Below are 19,053 nucleotides of genomic sequence, written 5' to 3' on the forward strand. Positions count from 1 at the left end.
GTGCGGCAAGGGCTGGTTACGTTTCAGACGCCACGGGAAACCTTCACCAGGGCGTCCAGGGACTCATGGCTGCCCATGGCCAGGAGCACGTCCCCGGCCTCGAACACCTCGGCGCCGGTGGGGTTGAAGCGCAGGCCCTCCATGGGGCGGTTGATGCCCACGATCAGGGCGCCGGTGCGATCCCGCAGGCGCACCTCGCGCATGGTCTTCCCCACCAGGAAGGACTCGGGCCGCACGAGGATGTGTTCGATGGCCATTTCCATCTGCTTCTTGTCGAGGATGACGTCCACGTAGTTGAGAAGGTCCGGCGTCAGCAGGAGGGAGGCCATGCGCCGGCCCCCGATCTCGTAGGGGCTCACGATGTGGTCGGCGCCGGCGGCCTTGAGCTTGTTCTCGGTGCCCAGCTTGGTGGAGCGGGCCACGATGGAGAGCGCCGGGTTCATCTGCCGGGCCGTGAGGGTCACCAGCACGTTGTCGGCATCGGTCTGGAGCGTGGTGATCAGGCCCCGGGCCCGGGTGATGCCGGCCCGTTCCAGCATCACCTCGTCCATGGCGTTGCCCACCAGGAAGAGTTCCCCCTCGAACCGGGCGTTGTGGCTCTTGCTCTCGTCCTTCTCGATGAGGACGAAGGGGACCCCCACCTGCTTGAGCTCCCAGGCGGCCTGGAAGCCCGTCTTGCCGAACCCGCACACGATGATGTGGTCCTTGAGGGCGTTGAGGCGTCTCTGCATGCGTCGCTCCAGGAAGTACCCCTTGAGGTCCCCCTCCAGCAGGAGGGCCAGGAGATTGGAAAAGGCCATGCCCACCACCACGAGCCCGGCGATGAGGTAGACCATGGTGAAGATCTTGAGCCCGGGCCCCGCGGGGTGCGCGTCGCGGAACCCCACCAGGGTGGTGATGGCGAAGTAGAACCCGTCCAGCCACCGCGCGTGGTCCAGCAGGTGGAACCCCACGGCCCCCGCCACGGACACGACCGTCAGGAGCCAGAGGGACTGGGCCAGGCGCCGGATGGGCGGGAGTTCCTTCATGAGGCCTAGCCCCACCCGTCCCGGGCGAACCGGGAGAGCCTGCCTTCGGTCTCCCGCGTGGCCAGGGCCCGCGCCACGAAGCGTCCCACGGGATCGGCCTCGAGGTTCACCTCGGCGCCTTCGGCCATTCCCTCCAGGCGCGTGCGGCGCACGGTCTCGGGGATGAGGGCGACGGTGAACCAGTCCGGGCCGCAGTCCACCACCGTCAGGGAAAGACCGTCCACGGCGATGGAACCCTTGGGCGCGGTCATGGGGGCCAGGTCCGCGGGCATGGAGAAGCGCCACAGCCCCTCCCCGCGGGTGCGCTCCAGGAGCCGGCCCACGCCGTCCACGTGGCCCGAGACCAGGTGCCCGTCCAGGGGGTCGCCCACGCGCAGGCTGGGCTCCAGGTGCAGCATGGCCCCGGGCGCCAGGCGCCCCAGGGTGGTCTTCAGGAGGGTCTCCTCGGAAAGGTCGGCCTGCCAGGTGCGCGCGTCCCGGCCCACCGCCGTGAGACAGGCGCCGTTGGTGCAGATGCTGGCCCCTTCCTCGGCCCGTTCCAGGAGCTCGGGGGCGGCGGCGATGACGAGCCGGGCCCCCCCGGCGCGGGGCTGGCGGGCTTCCAGGGTTCCGAGATGGCGTACGAGACCGGTGAACATGGCTAGGCTTCCTCGGCTCCAGTTTGCAGCACGCTGTTGCGCTGGCCATAGGCAAAATAGATCACGAGGCCGATGGCGAGCCACGCCACGAACCGGACCCAGGTGACCCAGGGAAGGCCCTTGGCGATCCAGACGCAGGCCAGGATGCCGGCGGGGGCCAGCACGAAGATCCAGGGCATGCGGAAGCGCCGCGGGGCCTCGGGCCGGCGCAGGCGCAGGATCATGACCGCGCCGCACACGACGGAGAACGCGAAGAGCGTCCCGATGTTGGTGAGCTCGACCACCTCGTCGATGTTGAGCAGCGCCGCGGGCACCGCCACCAGCACGCCGGTGAGGAAGGTGGCGTTGCTCGGGGTGCGGTGGGTGCGGCTGAGTCTCCCGAACCAGGGGCCGAGAAGCCCGTCCCGGCTCATGGCCATGAAGATGCGGGGCTGGCCCACCTGGTACACGAGGAGGGCGGCGGTGGTGGCGATGACCGCCCCGAACGAGATCACGCCCGCCACGCCGGCCATGTTGTTCTGGGTGAAGATGTAGGCCAGCGGGTCGGCCTTGCCGGCCAGCTGGGTGTACTTCAGCATGCCCGTGACCACCAGGGCCACCAGGGCGTAGATGACCGTGCAGATGCCCAGGGAGAAGAGGATGCCCCGGGGCAGGCTGCGGCCCGGGTCCCTGCATTCCTCGGCCGTGGTGCTCACGGCGTCGAAGCCGATGAAGGCGAAGAAGATGATGGCGGCTCCCGCCTGGATGCCCTTGAAGCCGTGGGGGGCGAAGGGATGCCAGTTCTCCGGGTGCACGAAGCGGAAGCCGATGGCCACCACCGCCAGGAGGATGGCCACCTTGAGCACCACCATGACCGCGTTGGCGCGGGCGCTCTCCTTGATGCCCAGGTACACCAGGTAGGTGACGAGGACGGTGATGACCACCGCCAGCAGGTTGATGGTGACCGGGAAACCGTGGACCAGGGGCGCGTCCCTCAGGACGTCCCAGTTGGCGAAGTAGGCCGCCCCGTCCAGGTGGCCGGCCCGGGCCTGGGCCAGCACCTCGAGCTTGTGGGAGATCGAGGCCGGCGGCGTCCCGTGGACCAGCGACAGGGCGCTCCTGGGGTCCATGGCGAGCCAGCCCGGGATGCGGATGTTCAGGACGTTGGCCAGGAAGCTGCGGGCGTAGTCGCCCCAGGAGATGGCCACGGCCACGTTGCTTACGGCGTATTCCAGGAGGAGGTCCCAGCCGATGATCCAGGCCATGAGCTCGCCCATGGTGGCGAAGGCGTAGGTGTAGGCCGAGCCCGAGACCGGGATCATGGACGCCAACTCCGCGTAGGCCAGGGCCGTGAACCCGCAGCCCACGGCCACCAGGAGGATGCTGACGACCAGGGCGGGCCCCGCGGGCCAGCGCCCGTCGGCGAGGTTCCCGGCCGCGGCCGTGCCGATGCTGGAGAAGATGCCCGCGCCGATGATGGCCCCGATGCCGAACATGGTCAGGTCGAAGGTGCCGAGGTTCTTCTTGAGCTGGTGCTCGGGTTCATCCGCCTGGGCCCGGAGGGATTCGAGGGACTTCGAGCGGAAAAGTTTTTTCAGCATGGTCAATGTCCTGGCGTCATTCTTGAATTGGGGTGGGCTTGGTTCATGGTAATGGCAAAGCGCGGCACGTGGGGAAAGACCTGAATGGACCTGTGGCGGGACAAGCGTCTGCGGCTCTCCGTGACACGGCTGGGATTCCAGTACCTCGTGGCCATGGCGGGCATGGGCGCGGCGGCGGTGAATACCGGCAACAACCTCCTCTACCTGGTCTTCTCGCTGATGCTGGGGCTGTTCCTGGCCTCGGGGTGGGTGAGCCGGCGCGCCATCCAGGGCCTCCACCTGCTGCGGGTGGAGGAAGGCAACGTCTTCGCCCGCGTGCGGGGCGGGGTGCGGGTGCGGTTCCGGAACGACGCCCCGGCCCGGGTGCGGGGCGTGGAGATCCACCTGGACCTGGAGGACGCCCGGGTCGAGCCGGGGTTCCTGGCCGGCGGCGAGGGAGCCCGGGAGGCCGTGGCCACCCTCCACGTCAAGGCCGCCCGCAGGGGCTGGGCGGCGCTGCGCTCCGTGGAATTCCGCACGGCCTTTCCCTTCGGGTTCCTGGAGAAGGCCTGGCGGTTTCCCCTGGAGCAGCGCATCCTCATCCTTCCCCATCCCCGCTCCCTCCCCCCGCGCCAGGATGCGGAGGGGGACCGGAGCCGGCCCCGGTCCCTGCCCGGGTCGGCCAGCCCGGACGGCGCCCGGCCCTTCCGTGAACGGGATCCCCTGAGCCGCGTGCACTGGAAGCGCACCGCCCAGCGGGGGGCGCCCTGGGTGCGCACCTTCGAGGACGAGGCGCCCGCCGGGGTGCGGCTGGGGCTGGATCTGGAGGCCTGGGGGCCGGGGGAGGCCTTCGAGAAGGAGCTGGAGGTGCTCTCGGGAAGCGTCCTCCAGGCCCGCCTCCAGCGTCGCCAGGTCTTCCTGGACCTCCGGGGCCGGGACGGGCGGGTGGAACTGGAGGGTCCGACCCGCTGCTGGCGGGCCCTGGCCCGGGCCCAGGCGGGAGGCCTGTGCAGGGGGCCGGAATTTGACTAGGATGAATTGACTATTCGCATCGAGGTGGACATGTACTTCAACGACCCCCAGTCCCACGCATGGGACGCCCTGGTGGAGGCGGCATGGAAGGGCTGGGAGCATGCCCACGCCCCCTATTCCAATTTCCACGTGGGCGCGGCCCTCCTCCGCGCCGGAGGCGGGATCGTCTCCGGCTGCAACGTCGAGAACGCGGCCTACCCCTCCTCCCTCTGCGCCGAGCGCACCGCCATTTGCGCCGCGGTGGCCCAGGGCATGAAGCCCGGGGAGCTGAAGGCCCTGGTGGTGGTCACCGAGGCCCCCACCCTCACCCCCCCTTGCGGCGCCTGCCGCCAGGTGCTGGCGGAGTTCGCCGACGACCTGCCCATCCTGCTGGTGAACCGCCACCACCGGACCCTCCACAGCCTGGCCGACCTCCTGCCGCACGCTTTCACGGTGCGCAACCTCAACGCTTGATCCATCCTTGAGCCACCGGGAGTTCCTTCCGGTCCGCATTCCAGAGGCGCGCAATGGCCATTGACCGAGCCAAGATCCAGAAGCAGGCCGAGACCTTCATGGGCCAGGGCCGGCTCGATCGCGCCATTGACGAGTTCCTCAAGCTCATCGATGACAAGCCCGACGACTTCAACCTCATGAACCGGGTGGGGGATGCCTACCTGCAGGCCGGCAAGGTCCCCGAAGCCATCGACATGTTCAAGCGCGCGGGCATGGGCTTCGAGCGGGGCGGCTTCAACGCCAAGGCCAGCGCCGTGTTCAAGAAGGCCCACCGCACCGCGCCCGAGGACCTGGACATCTGCGAGCGGCTGGCCGAGTTGTACCGCCAGACCAACATGGTCAAGGACGCTATCCAGATCCACATCGAGGTGGCGGAATCCTTCACCAAGAAGGGCCTGCTCAAGCGCGCCCTGGAGGAGTTCGCCAAGGTCGTGGACCTTGACCCCAAGAACCTCAAGAACAAGGTGAAGCTGGCCGACCTCTACAACAAGGAGGGCATGCGCGAGAAGGCCGCGGCCATCTACCTGGAGGTAGCCGAGGCCCTGGCCCTGGAGCAGATGCACGTGGAGGCCGGCCAGATCCTGGAGCGGGCCAAGACCATGGTGTCCACCCCCCAGGTGTTCCTCACCCAGTCCCGCCTCTCGGTGATCCAGAAGGACCTCCCCGCCGCCGCCGCCCACCTGCGGGAGGGCCTCGCGGCCAACCCCCGCTCCCCGGAGCTCCTGGACGCGCTGGCCGAGGTGGAGCTGCAGTCCAAGGCGCCGGACCGGGCCCTGGAGGCCCTCTGCGAGGTGCCCCAGCTTCCCGAGAAGTCCCTGGTCCTGGCCGAGCGCGCCCTGCGGGAGATGGTGCGGGGCGGGAACGTCGCCGAGGCCCTGAAGCTCTTCAAGCCCATCGGGCGCGAATTCGGCCGGCGCGGCCTGGGCGAGGCCGCCGCCAAGGCCCTGCGGGGCGGGCTGCACGGCGCCCTCAACGCCGAGGCCTGGATCCAGCTGGCCGACATCGCCCACCAGTCCGGGAACCGGGTCGAGCAGGTGGAACACCTGCGCCGGGCCTACGCCTTCGCCCTGTCCAAGGACGACGAGGAGGTGGCGGGCCAGCTCCGCGCCCAGCTCACCGGCATGGGCATCAAGGACCTGGACGAGGCCCCCGCGGTCATGACCTCCACGGCCCCGCCCACGGCCACCTACGGCCCCGGCGCCGAGGCCCCCTCCGAGCACTCGGACGTGGACGTGGCCCGGCGCATGCAGATCCAGCAGCTGGAACGGGACGCCGAGCATGCCCTGAAGAACCGCTTCATGGACCGGGCCCAGGAGACCTACAACCGGATCCTCGACCTGGACCCGACCAACTACAACGCCATCGTGCGCATCGCCGAGATCCACCGGGGCACCGGGGTCCTGAGCAAGGTCCAGATGCATTACGTCAAGCAGGCCGAGAAGCTTGCGGAGCTGGGGAACAAGGCCCTGGCGGTGGAGCTCCTGGACCTGGCCGAAGCCATCTTCCCCGGCTCCACCCGCCTGTACCGGCGCAACCTCGGCCTCATGGAGGCCCAGCCCCGCCCGGTGGCCCCGCCCATCGCGCTGCCGGCGCCGGTGGAGGAGCTGCCGGTGCTCCCCCTGGAGCTGGAGCCCATCCAGGAGATCATCCCCATCGCCCTGGACCTGGACCGGGCCGGCGTGCCCGTGGTCCCCGAGCCCGTGCAGCCCATCGAGGCCCTGGAGCTTCCGCCCGCCCCCGAGCCCTTCCTGGCGGGCTTCGACATTCCCGCCTGGGAGGCCCTGGAGCCCCCGCCCGAGCCCCAGTCCCAGCCCCAGCCTCCGGCCTCCACCACCGGAGCCTACCCCAGCCAGCCCGAGTACGAGTGGTCCGAGATCACCGCCGCCGGCGCCGAGGAGCTGCCTCCCCTGGAGCTGGAGCCCCTGCCGTTCCCCACGGAACCGCCCCCCGCCGAGCCCGTGGAGGTGAGCGCGGACCTGGCCGCGTCCCTTTCCGACATCGACTTCCAGCTGGACTACGGGAGCCCGGAGGAAGCCAAGATCGAGATCGAGTGCGCCCTCCAGATCCACCCCCGCCACCCCGAACTGCTCAGCCGCCTGGACCAGGCGGAGACCGCCCTGCAGCGCCTTGGCAAGAAGGCCGGGGCCGAGGTGCTGTCCGAGAAGGATTTCGAGCACTCCTTCTTCGACCTTTCCGACGTGCTGGGCGACGCCCTCCTGGAATCCGGCGAAGGCGAGGAGATGCACGACGCCACCAACGTGGTGGAGAAGATCCAGAGCGTGGACGAGCTGTTCAACGCCTTCCGCGAGGGGGTGGAGCAGCAGGTCAAGGGCGACGACTACGACACCCACTACAACCTGGGCATCGCCTACAAGGAGATGCTCCTGCTGGAGCCCGCCATCGAGGAGTTCAAGAAGGCCATGCGCGACCCCGAGCGCACCCTGGAGTGCTGCTCCATGCTCGCCATCTGCGAACTGGCCCAGAACGACGCCGACGCCGCCGCGGCCTGGCTCCGCCAGGGCATCGACGCCCCGGGCTTCCCGCCGGAGGACGCCCTGGGACTCCACTACGACCTGGGCGTCCTGCTCCTGGAGAAGGGGCACAAGGACGAGGCCCTCGATGAATTCCGCATCGTGGCCGGGCTGGACCCGGACTACCGGGACGTGGCCCGCATGATGCAGTGAGAAATCCGGCCCGAACCTGAGCCTGAGACTCTATCTTTAGGGAGTGTGAGGCTTCAATGGCCACTCCCGAAACGCTCCTCCCCCCCCACCTGGCGCGCTACGTCGTGCCCCAGGACTACGGGGACTACACCCCCCGGGACCAGGCCGTGTGGCGCCACATCCTCACGCGGCTCACGGCCCACCTCAAGGACCGCGCCCACCCCAGCTACCTGGAGGGGCTCGCGGCGGCGGGGATCGGCGTGGAAACCATCCCCAGCCTGGAGGAGATGGACGCGCGGCTTTCCCGGATCGGCTGGCGCGCCGTGGGGGTGCGGGGGTTCATCCCCCCGGCGGTCTTCACGGAGATGCAGTCCCTGGGGGTGCTGGCCATCGCGGCCGACATCCGCTCCGCGGACCACATCGCCTACACCCCGGCCCCCGACATCGTCCATGAGAGCGCGGGCCACGCGCCCATCCTCGCCGACCCCCACTACGCGGCCTACGTCAAGCGCTGCGGCGTGGCGGGCTTCAAGGCCATCGCCAGCCGGGAGGACCAGGCCGTGTACGAGGCGGTGCGCCACCTCAGCGTCGTGAAGGAGGACCCCGCCAGCACCCCCGGGGACGAGGCCCTGGCCCAGGCCCGGCTGGAGGCGGCCCAGGCCAGCCGGACCTACGTGAGCGAAAGCGCCCGCGCCAGCCGCCTCTACTGGTGGACGGCGGAGTACGGCCTCGTGGGGAGCCTGGAGGACCCTCGCATCTACGGCGCCGGCATCCTCAGCTCCCTGGGCGAGGCGGCGCACTGCCTCACCCCGGAGGTGGAGAAGGTCCCCCTCTCCCTGGACTGCGTGGACCGGGACTTCGACATCACCACCATGCAGCCCCGGCTCTACGTGGCCCGGGATTTCGGGCACCTCTTCGAGGTGCTGGACGCCTTCGAGGCCACGCTCAGCTGGAAGCGCGGCGGTCTCCACGGGCTGCGGGAGGCCCTGCGCTCGGGCACCGTCAACCACCTGGTGCTGGACACGGGCCTGGAGATCACCGGGCGGGTGGCACGCCGGGTGGCGGGCATCGTGGGCCTGGACGGACCGGTGCTGGTCTCCCGGGGCGGGCAGGCCCTGGGGCCTCCCTGGCTGGGGCAGGCGCTGGTGGCCTTCGGCGCCGGGGCGCTGCCCGATTCCGGGCCCTTCGCCCTGGACCTGCCCGGTGGGGTGCGGTTGTGCGGGTTCAGGCCGGGCGGGGACGAGGCCATCGACCTCAAGGGATCCACCGCGGCCGGGCCCGTGGACCTTCCCTCCCGCGCGCTGCTTTTCCTGGCCGGCAAACTTCCCAGCGTGGCCGGCGGTCCGGCCGATCCCGAAGCCTGGGACCGGCACTTCGGCGACGGCCCCCCGGGGGAGGCCGAACGTCTGGCGCGGCAGCGCAAGGCCGGGACCCTGCCCCCGGAGCTCGCCGCCCTCTACGGGGAGGTGCGGGCCATGCGCACGCGCGGGGAGGCCCCCCCCGGGCGCCTGCGGGAGATCCAGACGGCCCTGGCGGACTTTCCCGGGGACTGGCTCCTGGCCCAGGAGGTGCAGGAACTTCTCACCCCCGCCGCCTCACAAGAACTCGACGACCCGGAGGATCCATGACCTGGACCGAGAAGGACAACAGCCTCGTGCGGGAGATCCGCACCCCCGATTTCATGACGGCGTTCAACATCGTGAGCCGCCTCGTGGCCCCCGCCGAGGCCATGAACCACCATCCGGACATCGCCTTCGGGTGGGGCTACGTGCGCATCACCCTCACCACCCACGACGCCGGGCACGTGACGGAGAAGGACCACACCCTCGCGGCCCGCTTCGACGAGGCGGTCAAACCGTTCGGCGTGTAGAGCCCGATCCCGAGGCGCCCCAGGGCTGCAGGGCCTGGGCCGCGGGCTGCACCGGCTTGCCCGGGCGCTGCAGGAGGGTGAGCTCCAGGGCCGTGCCGTCCCCGGCGGTGAGCCAGGCGCCGTCCCGGTTCCAGACCAGGGTGCCCGCCGGGGCTCCGTCCGGGCGCAGGCCCCCCACGGCGCAGACCTTGAGGGTGGTGTCCCGGAAGGAGAGCTCGGCGCCGGGCCAGGGGTGGAGGCCCCTCACCTGGCGGTGCAGGCGCAGGGCGGGCAGTTCGGGGTCCAGGGGCGCCATGCCCTTGTGCAGCTTGGAGGCCGTGGTGGCGCCCGCGCCGTCCTGGGGGACGGGGTGGGCGGTGCCCGCCTCCAGGGTGGGCAGGTGCTCCAGGAGCAGGCCGGCGGCATCCTGGGCCAGGGCGTCCAGGAGGGCGTCGGCGGTGTCGGCCAGTCCAATGGGTCGCCGGGTCTGGGCCAGCACGGGGCCTTCATCCAGGCCGGGGGTGATGCGCATGAGGCCCACCCCCGTCTCCGGGTCGCCGGCGAGGATGGCGTGGTTCACCGGGGCGGCCCCCCGCCAGCGGGGCAGGAGGGAGAAGTGGAGATTCCACGCGCCCAGGGGGCAGCCGTCCAGCATCCACCGGGGCAGGATGTGCCCGTAGGCCACCACCACGGCCAGGTCGACGCCCAGCGCCTCCCAGGTCTCCCGGGTGGCGGGGTCCTTCCAGGAAAGGGGCTGGTGCACCGGCAGGCCCAGTTCCAGGGTGGCCCGCTTGACCGGTGGGGCTTCCAGGTGGCGGCCCCGGCCCTGGGGCCGGTCGGGGTTGCAGAACACCGCGGCCACGCCCCGGGCGCCGGCCAGGGCCCGCAGCGCGGGCACGGCGGCCGAGGGGGTTCCCAGGAAGGCCGCGCGCACGGGTCAGGCCCTCGACTTCGCGTACTTCCGCTGGATGATCTGGCGCTTGACGGGTCCGAAGTATTCCACGAAGAGCCGGCCCCGCAAGTGGTCGATCTCGTGGCAGAAGGCCCGGGCCAGGAGCTCCTCGCCCTCCAGTTCCACCCAGTCGCCCTGCGGGGTGCGGTTCCTGACCCATACCTTCATGGGCCGCTCCAGCACCTCGTGGATGCCGGGAATGGAAAGGCAGCCCTCGGGCCCCACCTGGGAGCCCTCCTCCCGCACCACCTCAGGGTTGATCAGGACGATCCGGGCGGCGGGATCGGCGCCGCAGGAGGTGTCGATGACGGCGAGGTTGAGGTTCACCCCCACCTGGGGGGCCGCGATGCCCAGCCCCTCCTCGTGGTACGTCGTCTCGAAGAGATCGGCCACCAGCTGATCCAGCTCGGGCGTCCAATCCCCCACGTCACTTGAATTTACCTTCAACCTGGGATCTCCCCAGGTGAGTACTGGTCGCACGGCCATGACACCCTCGGTCAATCAGTTTAGGACAAACGGCATTCCTTTGATAACCTAGAAGATCCTGGCCTATGGCCTGCCCATGGAGAACCCATGCTTCGCAATTTCCGCCAAGTGTTCAAAGGCAACCAGACCCCCATGGCCGTGGTCATGATGGTGGTGCTGCTAGGCCTTGTGGCCTACCTCGCGCCCAGCGGCGCCAACGCTGGCGCGCCGGACAATGTCCTGGCGCGGGTCTACGGGCGGGACGTGCTGAAGCGGGACGTGGATTCCATGATCGCCCAGTACGTCAAGCGCATGGGCAAGCAGGCCAATATCGAGACCATCATGCCCATGCTGCAGGGGCAGGCCCTGGACGGCCTCATCAGCAACCAGCTCCGCCTGGAGCTGGCCGAGCGCCACGACATCGTCATCACCGACGCCGAGGTGCGCGCGGCCCTGGAAGCCCGGCTGCGCAGCATCCCCCTCTTCCTGAACGACAACGGCCAGCTGAAGCCCTCCGCCGACATCAACGCGGTCCTGCGCGAGAACGGCACCTCCCTCAAGCAGTGGGAGACCGAGTTGACCAGCGAGCTCAGCCTGCGCAAGCTGGTGGCCCAGGCCGCCTCCCGTGTCCCCGTCGACCAGGCGTGGGTGGACCTGGAGAACCGGGTCCGCAACGAGAAGATCAGCTACGAAGCCGTCACCGCCTCCCCCGATCCCGCCGCGGTCCCGGACCCCGGCGAGGCCCGGCTGCAGGCCTTCCTCAAGGATTCCGGCGCCCGCTTCCAGGAGGGTCCGCGCCGGGTCATCGCCTACGTGGCCGTGGACCAGGCCTCCCTGGGCCTGCCGCCCGTGGACGACGCCAAGGTCAAGGCCCTGTACGAGGCCCGCAAGGCGCAGTACACCGAGCTCAAGGCCAGCCACATCCTCTTCAAGGCCGATTCGGAATCCCAGGCCGGGGAGGCCTTCAAGAAGGCCGGGGAGCTGCGCGCCAAGCTCATGGCCGGCCAGGATTTCGGCAAAGCCGCCGAGGCCTACAGCGAGGATCCCAGCGCCAAGGGCAAGGGCGGGGACCTGGGGTGGTTCGCCCCCGGCCAGATGGTCAAGCCCTTCACGGACGCCGCGGCGGCCCTGAAGCCCGGCGAGATCAGCCAGCCCGTGAAGACCCAGTTCGGCGTGCATCTCATCCGCCTGGAAGGCCGGCGCGAGAAGCCCTTCGAGTCCGTCAAGGAGGAGCTGCGCGCCCAGATCGCCCGCGACGCCTTCGCCGCCAAGGCCAAGGACAAGCTGGAGCAGCTGCGTAAGCGCGCCGGCGACCGCGGCGACCTCACCGCCCCCGCCCGGAACCTGGGCATGAAGGTCGCCACCAGCAAGCCCCTTTCCGCCACCGACGCCGCGGGCCTGGAAGGGCTGCCCGGCAGCCAGGGCCTGGCCGGGGAAGCCTTCGCCCTGGAAGTGGGCCAGGTTTCCAAGATCCGCATGGCCGGCGATTCCTACGTCGTCTTCCGCGTGCAGGAGGAGCTCCCCGTCGCCGTGCCCCCCCTGGCCGACATCCGGGCCAAGGTTCTGGATGCCTGGAAGCTGGAGGAGGCCCGCGTCGCCCTCAGGGCCAAGGCCGACAAGGCCGCGGGTGACCTGAAGGCCCTGGGCACGCCCGAGGCCAAGGACGGCGTCACCATCCAGAGCCTGGCCGAGCTGGGCCAGCACCCCGCCATCCGCAAGGCCCTCCTGGAGACCCCCGCGGGCAAGGTCACCCCCGCCTGCTGGACCCCCGACGGCAAGCTGTGGATCGCCCGCATCAAGGAGCGCACTCCCGCGGCCGCCCTCACCTTCGAGGCCCGGCGCGCCCTGGTGGAGTCCCTCCAGACCGGCGTGGCCGAGAAGCTGCTCACCGCCGAGCTGGTGACCCTGGCCGAACAGGGACGCAAGCGCCCCGGCTTCAGCTCCCTCTACGGACGCTACGGCGGCATCTGGAAGAACGAGGATGCCCTCAAGCGCATGAGCAGCGACGTCCCGGACGCCCCCGACTTCGAATAGAATTTCCCGCGTTCCCGGGGCATACTCGGGGCTCCAGTCACCGGAGCCCCCATGAGCCTTGGCGGAAAGACCCTCCTCATCACCGGCGCCACCCGGGGCATCGGGCTCGCCATCGCGCTGCGCGCGGCCCGCGACGGCGCGCGGGTTGCCCTCCTGGGCAAGACCGCCGAGGCCCATCCCCGGCTCCCGGGCACCGTGTACTCCGCCGCCGACGCGGTGCGGGCCGCGGGCGGCGAGGCCCTGCCCATCGTGGGCGACGTGCGGAACGAGGAGCAGGTGCTGGCCGCCGTGGCCCGCACCGTGGAGGCGTTCGGGGGCCTCGACATCCTGGTGAACAACGCCAGCGCCATCTCCCTCACGGGCACCGCGGCCACCGAAATGAAACGGTGGGACCTCATGCACCAGGTGAACGCCCGGGGCACCTTCCTGTGCTCCAAGGCCTGCCTGCCCCACCTGGAGAAGGCCCCCAACCCCCACATCCTGAACCTCTCGCCGCCCCTGGACATGCGGGCCAAGTGGTTCGCCCCCCACGTGGCCTACACCATGGCGAAGTACGGCATGAGCCTGTGCACCCTGGGCATGGCCGAGGAACTGGCCAAGGACGGCATCGCCGTGAACTCCCTGTGGCCCCTCACGACCATCGACACCGCCGCCGTGCGCAACCTCCTGGGCGGGGAGCACCTGGCCAACGCCAGCCGGAAGCCCGAGATCATGGCGGACGCCGCGGCGGTGATCCTGCAGCGCCCGTCCCGGGCCTGCACGGGGAACTTCTTCATCGACGAGGAGGTGCTGCGGGTGGAGGGGGTGACCGACTTCTCCGCCTACGCCGTGGTGCCCGGCACGCCGCTGGTGGCGGACTTCTTCCTGCCCGACGCCGTGCGGGAGGCGTCGGATACCGCGCTAATCGTACTCGGCTAGCGGATCACGTCGCAGCCCATGTAGGGCTGCAGGGCCTTGGGGATCCGAACGCTGCCGTCAGGCTGCTGGTAGTTCTCCAGGATGGCGACCCAGGTGCGGCCCACGGCCAGGCCGCTGCCGTTGAGGGTGTGCAGGGGCTGCGGCTTGCCGCCGGCCGCCTTGGCGCGGATGTTGGCGCGCCGGGCCTGGAAGTCCCCGAACCAGCTGCACGAGCTGATCTCCCGGTAGGTGTCCTGGCTGGGCAGCCACACCTCCAGGTCGAACGTCTTGCGGCTGGAGAAACCCATGTCGCCGCTGCACAGCAGCATGCGGCGGTAGGGCAGTTCCAGGGCCTCCAGGATGCGCTCCGCCTGCCGGGTGAGGTTCTCCAGTTCGTCCGCGGCCTGCTCCGCCGTGGCGAAGGCCACCAGCTCCACCTTGTGGAACTGGTGCTGGCGGATGATGCCCTTGGTGTCCCTGCCGTAGCTGCCGGCCTCGCTGCGGAAGCAGGGCGTGAAGGCGAAGTGGCGGATGGGGAGCTGTTCGGCGGGGAGGATCTCGTCCCGGTACATGTTGGTGACGGGCACCTCGGCGGTGGGGATGAGGTACAGGGGATCCTCGCCCCGGTGGGTCTTGAAGAGGTCCTGCTCGAACTTGGGCAGCTGGCCGGTGCCGTACATGCACTCCGGCAGCACCAGGTAGGGCGGGAGCACTTCGGTCCAGCCGGCCTGGGCGTGCAGGTCCGCCATGAACGAGACCAGGCTGCGCTCCAGCTTGGCGCCCAGCCCCTTGAGGATGGAGAAGCGCGCTCCGCTGAGCTTGGCGGCGCGGTCCAGGTCCAGGATGCCCAGCTTCGTGCCCAGGTCCACGTGATCCAGGGGCTTCTCCATGGCCGCGGGGGTGCCCCAGCGCTTGATCTCCATGTTGGCGTGCTCGTCCCTGCCCACGGGGACGCTTTCGTGGGGCAGGTTGGGCAGCGTGGCCATGAAGGCCTTGAACGCGGCCTCGGCCTCCTTCTCGGCGGTCTCCAGGGCCTTGAGGTTCCGGCCCACCTCGGCCTGGGCGGCGATGAGGTGGCTGGCGTCCTCCTTGGCGCGCTTGAGGCGGGCCACCTCGTCCGAAACCCGGTTGCGCTCGGCCTTGAGGGCCTCGGCTTCCTGGATGATGCGCCGGCGCGCCGCGTCGAGGCCCTGGTAGGTCTCCTGGTCGAAGGTCACGCCGCGCTTGGCCAGGCCCTGCACCACGGTGTCCAGGTCGTTGCGGAGAAGGGCGGCGTCGAGCATGGCGGATCCTCAAGGGTAGAGGACCAGTGTATCAGACGGGCTCTCCGGCCCAGGAGGCCTCGAAGGCGCGCCGGATCTCGTCCGTGGCGAAACCCGCGCCCAGCGCCAGGGAGAGCTTGGCCAGCGCCGCCCAGGGCGTGTGCCGCCCGCCGGAGATGGCGCCCAGCGCCTGGGCCTGGCGGCCCAGGTCGTAGGTGGCCAGGTCCACGCCGCCGGAGGCGCACTGACTGGTGACGACCACCGGCAGGCCCTGACGCTCACAGTGCCGGAAGAGGTCCCGCAGGTCGGGCCGGTCCATGGGGAGGTTGCCGGCCCCATAGGCGCGGATGAGCACGCCGGCGCAGTCCGGGTCCGGCACGCGCCAGGGCATGCCCGGGAAGGGGGAGTACACGGCCAGGCGCGATTCCAGGGCGGGGCCGATGGCCGGGGGAACCTGGCGGGGGAAGGCGCCCGCGTGGGGGTGGATCTGCACGTGGAGCCCCAACTCCGCCAGGGGCGGCAGGTTGGGGGATTCGAAGGCCTCGTACCGGTGCACGCTCACCTTGTCCGCGGCCACGCCGCGCAGCCAGTGGTCCCCGAAGCAGATGCCCACCTCGGCCACGCCCCGGGCGGCCAGGGTCACCGCGTCCACCAGGTTGCCCCGGGCGTCGCTACGCACGTAGGCCAGGGGTCGCTGGCTGCCCGTGAGCACCACGGGCTTGCCCAGGTCCGCCAGGAGGAAGCCCAGCACCGAGGCGGTGTAGGCCATGGTGTCGGTGCCGTGGATCAGGACGACGCCGTCGCTCACCGCCGCCTCCGACCGGATGAGGCGGGCCAGGAGGAGGATGTCCCTGGGCTCCGTGGTGGCCGAGTCCTGGTTGAAGGCCACGACCATGCGGAGGTCGCAAAGCTCGCGAAGCTCCGGCACCTGGTCCAGGATCCGGTCCAGGGAGGGGCCGGGAGCCAGGGAGGCGTCCTCCCCCGGGCCCATGCCCAGGGTGCCTCCGGTGTGGATCAGGGTGACGGTGCGCGATGTCATGGACCAACCTCAGGAAAAGGGGCGGGTTTCCAGTCTAGATGAAAAAGGCGCCCGGTTTCCCGGGCGCCTTTCGTGTTGCGTGGGTTCAGCTTGAACTAGAAGCGGAAACCGGTGGAAACGGCGATGGTGCGGGCGGTGCCGTAGTCGGCGGCGATGCGGCGAGCCTTGCCGTAGGTGGAGGAGGCGGGAACCCAGGGGGAGTTCAGGCCGTCCAGGGCGGGGTTGGCCAGGTTGGAGGTGGCGGCTGCCCAGTTGGTATCAACACCAACGACCTGCTGGTGGTTCAGGAAGTTGCCGATGTTGGCCTTGAAGAAGCCGGTCACGGTCTTGCCAGCCACCTTGAAGATCGGGAATTCGTGGGTGACGGCCAGATCGAGGTAGGTGGCGGAGGGCAGGACGCCCGCCATGCGGCGGCCACCTTCGTACTGGGTGGTGCTGGAACCGAACTGGCTGCTCAGGCCGGCGCCGGGGATGGTCCGGGCGAAGCGGGCGAGAGAGATCGCGCGGGACTTGCTGTAGTGCGCGCCGGTGTCGAAGCGGTAGACGAGGCCGATGGTGGTCTTGCCGTAGGCATTGGCGAAGGAACGGGAAGCCGTGCCGCGCATGCGGATGGCCACGTGGCCCTGCAGGTAGCCGTAGGGGGTGTTGATGCTGGAGTCATACATGTTGACCCCGTCCTGCACGGTGAAGTTCTTCAGGCCGGCGCCGGCGGCGGGGCTGTTGCTGGCTTCACCCTCGTAGTTGCCCTTCAGGCTGCTCCAGGTGGAGGTGTAGGCCAGGTTCCACTCGTCCTTCTGCAGGGTGGCTTCGAATTCGAGGCCCTTGTACTCGCGGGTCGCGATGTCGCTGTTCTCCCACACGCGCATGTAGAGGTCGTCGCCCGAGGGGGCGAGCACGTGGCCGGAGTTGCCGACGGTGTAGTCGAAGAGGTTCTTCCACTTCTTGTTGACGGCGGTGACCTTCAGGGAGCCGGCGCCAATCGCGGGGTGGTTGAAGAAGTACTGGGCGGCGATCTGGGTCTCGTCGACCGTGGGAGCCTTCAGGTTGTCGGACAGCTTCACGTTCAGGGTGGGATCGTTGTAATAGGCGATCTGGGTGAAGTCGAAGTTGGTGCGGACGTTGGCCAGGTTGGTGATGTCGGCCAGGGACCGCATGCCGGCGCCGCCGACCCAGGGGTGATCGATCTCGGTGGGGTTGCCCTGACGGGTGACCGAGTTGGTGATGCCTTCGAGCACCTTGGAGTTGTAGCGGGCCCAGGCGGCGCTGAAGAGCCAGTTGCCGTCGCCGAGGATGTCATACTTCAGGCCCAGGCGGGGGGAGATGCCGTCGGCGGCCGCGGTGGACTTGCCGCTCTCGTTCTCGGCCTTGAACTTGTCGTAGCGCACGCCGATGCTGAAGCTCAGGTGCTTGTCCATCGTCCACTTGTCGTTGACGAAGAGGGCGTAGGAAATGTTGTTGGCTTCGCCGGAGCCGGAGGAGAATTCCCACACGTCGGAGGGGAGACCCCAGCTGCCGGTGCCGGGGCTGGTGAGCAGGTCGCTGCCGCCGTTCAGGGACAGGTCTTCCACGCCGAAGATGAAGCCCGTGGCGGTCTGCTCGTTACGGGCCTTGGCGGTGCCCTTGTAGTAGTCCACGCCGATGTCGGTGGTGTGGCTGCCGATGGCGTCCCAGAACATGCTGACCTTGGCGTTGAAGGTCTTGTTGTCGCGGTTGTCGCCGCCGTCGTTGTTGTTGAAGATGCCGTTGTTGAAGTAGCCGCCGGTGGTGTAGTTGTAGACGGGGCTGCCGTTGGCGACATCGGCGCCGGCGGACAGCATCTGCTTCTTGCGGCCGACCTTCACTTCAGACGTGATGGTGTTGGACCAGATGGCGCGCCACTGCAGGTTCAGGAACTCGGAGGTGCTGACCTGGGGAACCAGGGAGGCCAGCTCGCCGGCGCTGTAGTTGCGGTTCACGTCGTCGATGCGGGAGTTGTTGAAGGACGCCACCAGGGTGTGGTTCTGGTTGAGGGCGTAGGTCAACTTGATCTGGCGGCGGATTTCCTTGCGGCCCGTGATGTAGGGGGCGTTCAGGCCGTTGGGGCCGTTGTTGCTGATCGTGCGGTAGGGGTTGGTCTGGGCGTTGTAGGGCTGATTGGGGTCGGTGAGCGTCGTGGAGTTGCGGTTGCCCAGGTCGTAGGTGATGTTGCCGCTGCCGGTCTGGTCGGTGGTGAAGAAGCTGCCCGAGAACCACAGCTTGTCCTTGATGATGAAGCCGGAGAGGGACACGGTCTTCTCTTCGTTCATCGTGTTGGCGAAGGAGCCGCGCACTTCACCGGGGTTGTAGGCGTTCCAGGACTGGTCGCTGAGCTCCCAGCGCAGCTGGCCGGTGAACTCGTTGCCGCCGGAGCGGGTGATGGCGTTCAGCACGCCGCCGTCAACGCTGCCGTACTCGGCGGAGATGGCGCCGGTGATGACCTGCACCTCTTCGATGGAGTCATCGATCAGGCGAACGCCACGGTTGTTGTAGGAGTTGTCGGAGATGTTCTGGCCGTCCAGCAGGTAGAGGTTGCCGGAGGTCATGGCGCCGCGGATCTGGACGCGGCCGCCGACGCCGGTGGTGACGCCGGGGGTCAGGAGGGCGACGCCTTCCATCGTGCGGGTGTTGGGCAGGGCGTCGACGGCGTCCAGGGAGTAGTTAGAAGCGGTCTTGACGTCGGTGCGGTCAACGGCGGCGGCGGTGGCGACCACTTCCACGACCGCAGCGGCGGTCTTGGCCATGGTGAACCGGGGCTGGTAGGTCTGGTCGATGCCGATCCTCTCGGACGTCTTGATCGTCTGGAAGCCGGTCTTGGAGATGGTGATGGTGTACTGGCCGGGAGGCAGCAGGCGGGTGATGAACCGGCCCTTCTCATCCGTCTGCAGGACGCGGGGGCCCTGGAGGCTGGCGGAGGTGAGGTTGACGGTGGCGCCAACGACCGCGGCCCCGTTCTGATCGACGAGGCTGCCGCTGACACTGGACGTCTGCGTGCCCTGGGCGGCGAGGGTCACGGAACCCACGACGATCAGCGCGGCGATACGGCCGAAGTTTTCGATTCTACGATGCATGAGCATCCTCCTGTTGGGGTTAGCGTTAGCGATAAGTGGTTATATCACTTCGCTTTT

15 protein-coding genes are annotated in these 19,053 nt (G+C 69.3%); 7 read left to right on the forward strand and 8 right to left on the reverse strand.

Translation table 11 applies throughout. From position 1 onward, the window contains the following. Positions 1–23: 23 nt before the first annotated feature. From ACZ5LB_RS17920 to ACZ5LB_RS17930, 3 genes are read right to left on the reverse strand one after another with little or no spacing between them, the layout of a single operon-like run. Positions 24–1,028, reverse strand: coding sequence for a potassium channel family protein (locus ACZ5LB_RS17920; protein WP_464603567.1), 1,005 nt, complete (start codon positions 1,026–1,028; stop codon positions 24–26). Between the two features lie 5 nt (positions 1,029–1,033). Further along, positions 1,034–1,666, reverse strand: coding sequence for a riboflavin synthase (locus tag ACZ5LB_RS17925; RefSeq protein WP_464603568.1), 633 nt, complete (start codon positions 1,664–1,666; stop codon positions 1,034–1,036). A 2-nt stretch (positions 1,667–1,668) separates the two neighbouring features. Continuing rightward, positions 1,669–3,246, reverse strand: coding sequence for an amino acid permease (locus ACZ5LB_RS17930; protein ID WP_464603569.1), 1,578 nt, complete (start codon positions 3,244–3,246; stop codon positions 1,669–1,671). An 84-nt stretch (positions 3,247–3,330) separates the two neighbouring features. Between ACZ5LB_RS17930 and ACZ5LB_RS17935 the strand changes: the two genes are divergently transcribed. From ACZ5LB_RS17935 to ACZ5LB_RS17955, 5 genes are read left to right on the forward strand one after another with little or no spacing between them, the layout of a single operon-like run. After that, positions 3,331–4,257, forward strand: coding sequence for a DUF58 domain-containing protein (locus ACZ5LB_RS17935; protein ID WP_464603570.1), 927 nt, complete (start codon positions 3,331–3,333; stop codon positions 4,255–4,257). Positions 4,258–4,263: 6 nt separating this feature from the next. Continuing rightward, positions 4,264–4,710 carry a cytidine deaminase gene (locus ACZ5LB_RS17940; RefSeq protein ID WP_464603571.1) on the forward strand — a complete coding sequence of 149 codons (447 nt, stop codon included), beginning with the start codon at positions 4,264–4,266 and terminating at the stop codon, positions 4,708–4,710. A 53-nt stretch (positions 4,711–4,763) separates the two neighbouring features. Then, positions 4,764–7,433, forward strand: a complete 2,670-nt coding sequence (locus tag ACZ5LB_RS17945) for a tetratricopeptide repeat protein (protein WP_464603572.1) — start codon at positions 4,764–4,766, stop codon at positions 7,431–7,433. 56 nt (positions 7,434–7,489) lie between these two features. After that, positions 7,490–9,040, forward strand: coding sequence for an aromatic amino acid hydroxylase (locus ACZ5LB_RS17950; RefSeq protein ID WP_464603573.1), 1,551 nt, complete (start codon positions 7,490–7,492; stop codon positions 9,038–9,040). After that, complete coding sequence (locus ACZ5LB_RS17955; protein WP_464603574.1) at positions 9,037–9,282, forward strand: 4a-hydroxytetrahydrobiopterin dehydratase; 246 nt, start codon at positions 9,037–9,039, stop codon at positions 9,280–9,282. The genes ACZ5LB_RS17950 and ACZ5LB_RS17955 overlap by 4 nt, the downstream gene beginning before the upstream one ends. Here the strand turns inward: ACZ5LB_RS17955 and ACZ5LB_RS17960 are convergent. Continuing rightward, entirely contained in the window at positions 9,263–10,195 is a 933-nt protein-coding gene (locus ACZ5LB_RS17960) for a methionyl-tRNA formyltransferase (protein ID WP_464603575.1), read from the reverse strand. The two genes, ACZ5LB_RS17955 and ACZ5LB_RS17960, sit on opposite strands and share 20 nt — an antisense overlap. A gap of 3 nt (positions 10,196–10,198) precedes the next feature. After that, positions 10,199–10,699: a peptide deformylase gene (def, locus tag ACZ5LB_RS17965; protein WP_464603576.1), complete on the reverse strand. Its 501-nt coding sequence runs from the start codon at positions 10,697–10,699 to the stop codon at positions 10,199–10,201. Positions 10,700–10,786: 87 nt separating this feature from the next. Between def and ACZ5LB_RS17970 the strand changes: the two genes are divergently transcribed. Together ACZ5LB_RS17970 and ACZ5LB_RS17975 are read left to right on the forward strand one after the other, a co-directional pair. Beyond that, positions 10,787–12,712, forward strand: a complete 1,926-nt coding sequence (locus tag ACZ5LB_RS17970) for a peptidylprolyl isomerase (protein ID WP_464603577.1) — start codon at positions 10,787–10,789, stop codon at positions 12,710–12,712. Positions 12,713–12,763: 51 nt separating this feature from the next. After that, positions 12,764–13,630, forward strand: coding sequence for an SDR family oxidoreductase (locus tag ACZ5LB_RS17975; protein WP_464603578.1), 867 nt, complete (start codon positions 12,764–12,766; stop codon positions 13,628–13,630). Here ACZ5LB_RS17975 and serS read toward each other — a convergent pair. The 3 genes from serS to ACZ5LB_RS17990 all read right to left on the reverse strand — a co-directional run bounded on the left by serS (position 13,627) and on the right by ACZ5LB_RS17990 (position 18,996). After that, positions 13,627–14,892 (reverse strand): serine--tRNA ligase, encoded by a 1,266-nt coding sequence (gene serS, locus ACZ5LB_RS17980; protein ID WP_464603579.1) that lies wholly within the window; start codon positions 14,890–14,892, stop codon positions 13,627–13,629. The genes ACZ5LB_RS17975 and serS overlap by 4 nt on opposite strands. A 31-nt stretch (positions 14,893–14,923) precedes the next feature. Next, complete coding sequence (locus tag ACZ5LB_RS17985) at positions 14,924–15,910, reverse strand: asparaginase (protein WP_464603580.1); 987 nt, start codon at positions 15,908–15,910, stop codon at positions 14,924–14,926. 95 nt (positions 15,911–16,005) lie between these two features. Beyond that, the gene (locus ACZ5LB_RS17990; RefSeq protein ID WP_464603581.1) at positions 16,006–18,996 is read right to left on the reverse strand and encodes a TonB-dependent receptor; all 2,991 of its coding nucleotides are present in this window, start codon (positions 18,994–18,996) and stop codon (positions 16,006–16,008) included. Positions 18,997–19,053: the final 57 nt, after the last annotated feature.

This window comes from Mesoterricola sp. MK458 (assembly GCF_055384935.1).

Excerpts from the sequence above, each read along its gene's own strand:
- ACZ5LB_RS17920 (WP_464603567.1), bottom strand. The coding sequence starts at position 1,028 with ATGAAGGAACTCCCGCCCATCCGGCGCCTGGCCCAGTCCCTCTGGCTC.
- ACZ5LB_RS17925 (WP_464603568.1), bottom strand. The coding sequence starts at position 1,666 with ATGTTCACCGGTCTCGTACGCCATCTCGGAACCCTGGAAGCCCGCCAG.
- ACZ5LB_RS17930 (WP_464603569.1), bottom strand. The coding sequence starts at position 3,246 with ATGCTGAAAAAACTTTTCCGCTCGAAGTCCCTCGAATCCCTCCGGGCC.
- ACZ5LB_RS17935 (WP_464603570.1), top strand. The coding sequence starts at position 3,331 with ATGGACCTGTGGCGGGACAAGCGTCTGCGGCTCTCCGTGACACGGCTG.
- ACZ5LB_RS17945 (WP_464603572.1), top strand. The coding sequence starts at position 4,764 with ATGGCCATTGACCGAGCCAAGATCCAGAAGCAGGCCGAGACCTTCATG.
- ACZ5LB_RS17950 (WP_464603573.1), top strand. The coding sequence starts at position 7,490 with ATGGCCACTCCCGAAACGCTCCTCCCCCCCCACCTGGCGCGCTACGTC.
- ACZ5LB_RS17955 (WP_464603574.1), top strand. The coding sequence starts at position 9,037 with ATGACCTGGACCGAGAAGGACAACAGCCTCGTGCGGGAGATCCGCACC.
- def (WP_464603576.1), bottom strand. The coding sequence starts at position 10,699 with ATGGCCGTGCGACCAGTACTCACCTGGGGAGATCCCAGGTTGAAGGTA.
- ACZ5LB_RS17970 (WP_464603577.1), top strand. The coding sequence starts at position 10,787 with ATGCTTCGCAATTTCCGCCAAGTGTTCAAAGGCAACCAGACCCCCATG.
- ACZ5LB_RS17975 (WP_464603578.1), top strand. The coding sequence starts at position 12,764 with ATGAGCCTTGGCGGAAAGACCCTCCTCATCACCGGCGCCACCCGGGGC.
- serS (WP_464603579.1), bottom strand. The coding sequence starts at position 14,892 with ATGCTCGACGCCGCCCTTCTCCGCAACGACCTGGACACCGTGGTGCAG.
- ACZ5LB_RS17985 (WP_464603580.1), bottom strand. The coding sequence starts at position 15,910 with ATGACATCGCGCACCGTCACCCTGATCCACACCGGAGGCACCCTGGGC.
- ACZ5LB_RS17990 (WP_464603581.1), bottom strand. The coding sequence starts at position 18,996 with ATGCATCGTAGAATCGAAAACTTCGGCCGTATCGCCGCGCTGATCGTC.